The organism is Phytoactinopolyspora endophytica (genome assembly GCF_004138495.1).
Taxonomy (GTDB): domain Bacteria; phylum Actinomycetota; class Actinomycetes; order Jiangellales; family Jiangellaceae; genus Phytoactinopolyspora; species Phytoactinopolyspora endophytica.
On record NZ_ML142862.1, the window covers coordinates 161537 to 163855 of the forward strand.

General features: G+C 68.5%; 1 protein-coding gene and 1 pseudogene. Both read left to right on the forward strand.

What is annotated here, in order from left to right; all coding sequences use genetic code 11:
* Positions 1-321: 321 nt before the first annotated feature.
* The gene (locus ELR45_RS23940) at positions 322-1338 is read left to right on the forward strand and encodes a LacI family DNA-binding transcriptional regulator (RefSeq protein WP_129668646.1); all 1017 of its coding nucleotides are present in this window, start codon (positions 322-324) and stop codon (positions 1336-1338) included.
* Positions 1339-1541: 203 nt separating this feature from the next.
* Positions 1542-2319: pseudogene (locus ELR45_RS38915) on the forward strand (alpha-mannosidase); the annotation flags it as partial.

The window sequence follows — 2319 nt, forward strand, 5'->3', positions numbered from 1 at the left end:
CCGCCGCTCCACCGCCGACCACTTGCAGGAACCTGCGTCGTCCCAGTTGTGCGCCGCCGCTGACGCCGGTGGCCGCCTCCGGGCGACCATCCCACGTCGCAGTCCGTCTACTTCTCATCCTGCTGCCTCCTTCTCGGCACCGGTCTCCCACTGCGGGTCTGACCCGACCTTGGGATTCCGCCGTGCTTTCGCTGTCACGGAGCCCCGAAAGGTCGTGACCCCATAGGCTAAAGCGGTAAAGTCAACTGCACAAGACCCACGACGGCCGCTGTGGAGAGATACGATGCAGTGCACCGGTCGTTCGACGAGTCCGAGGTTCGGATGCCACCAAAGCGCCAACGCCCCACACTTCGCGACGTCGCCACGCGTGTCGGCGTGTCTGAGACCGCGGCGTCGTTCGCCCTGAACGGCAAGCCCGGGGTCTCCGAAGAGACCCGACGGCGCATCCTCGAGGTCGCCGAAGAGCTGCAGTGGACGCCGAACCACGCAGCCCAGATCCTTTCCGGAGCGCGCTCGTCCATGACCATCGGGCTCGCCGTCGCGCGCAGCGTGCAGGACGTCGGATCCGAGCTGTTCTTCCTGCGCCTGATCTCCGGGATGCACACCGTCCTGAGCGGTCACCGCTACGGATTGCTGTTCCAGGTCGTGGAGTCGGTCGAGGAAGAGCTCGAGCTCTACCGCCGGTGGGCGAACGAGAAACGCGTCGACGGCATCATCCTGGTGGACCTCAGGATCGATGATCCCCGCCCACGCGCCGTCGCCGAGCTCGACATACCGTCGATCGTCGCGGGTGGACCCGACCCGGCGGGCACCATCCCCTCCGTCTCGATCGACGACACGGCAGCGATGCAGACCGTCATGCAGTACCTGAGCACACGCGGCCACCACCGCGTCGCCTATGTCTCCGGCAGCGCATCGCTCCTGCACGTGCACCGTCGCGCCGAGGCGTTCTCGCAGGCTGGACGGGACTACGGCCTGGAGGCGGCGGACGTCCTGCAGACGGACTTCTCCGCCGCCGCGTCCGCTCGTGCCACCCAGCGACTGCTGGCCACGAACGGCCGTCCCACTGCGGTGATCTACGACAACGAGGTCCTCGCCGTCGCCGGGATGCGCGAGATCCAGGCCGCCGGACTCCAGATACCCGCCGACGTGGCGGTGGTGACCTGCGAGGACACGCCGATCTGCGGAGTCGTCCAGCCCGCGCTGACCGCCCTGTACCGCGATACGTGGAACTTCGGTGCTGACGTCGCCGGACACCTGCTCAACCTCATCGAAGGCAACCCAGACACGGGCGCCGTCGAGCAGGTTCCCGAGCTCGTGGTGCGCGACAGCACCTGAGGACGTCCGATCGATCGTCTGCCGGCGCGTCCGGCGACGCCGCACTCCCTCCCCACAGCACGTTTGGACGTCGTTCACCTCCGGCTACCGGCGGAACCCTGCCATGACCTGAGCTCGGTGATCATCACCCGATTGGATTGACGGACGTGACTAAAGCGGATTAGTGTCGAGCTACCGAGTGCGTGCGAGACCGAAGGAAGACGATGCACATCCGCCCCGAGATCACACTCGACCGGCTCGACCGGGTGCTCCGTGAGCGCATCCTGCCCCACGTGCACGCGCCGCTCGCCGATGTGAGCGTGCAGTCCTGGGAAGTCGACGGCGACGGGGAGCCCGTCCCAGCCACCCACGTTCTCGGCCTGAAGCCGTTGCCAGAGCGTCCCGCGCCCGACTGGAAGCCGTTCGAGATCGGCTCACCCTGGGCGCCCGCGTGGAGGACCACCTGGTTCCGCATCGACGGGACCATCCCCGAGAACGCCCCTGCCGCCGTCGAGCTCATCCTCGATCTCGGGTGGGAAGACCACTCGGTCGGCGGGCACTGCGAAGGGCTCGCCTACCGACCGGACGGCACGGTCATCAAGGGTCTGCATCCCAGAGGCGGATGGATCCGCCTGCGCGGCCCCGGAGCCTCTGCGGACGTCGTCGGCGACGACGGCTCGTTCACCCTCTACGTCGAAGCCGCAGCCAACCCACTGGTCCTGGGCCTGCCGCCGTTCATCGTCACCGACCTCGGGGAGAAGGACGCCGACAGCTTCGAGCCGTACCGCCTCAAGCGGGCCGAGCTCTGCGGCTTCGCGCCGGAGACCTGGGAACTGGCGCGCGATCTGGAGGTCGCCGGCGGCCTCGCCAAAGAACTCTCGCACGACGAGCCGCGCTACTGGCGCCTGGTCCGCGCCGTCGGGAACGCGCTCGACGCGCTCGACCCCGGCGACGTCGACGGCACCGCACCGCACGCCCGGGCCGCCCTCGCACCGGCACTCG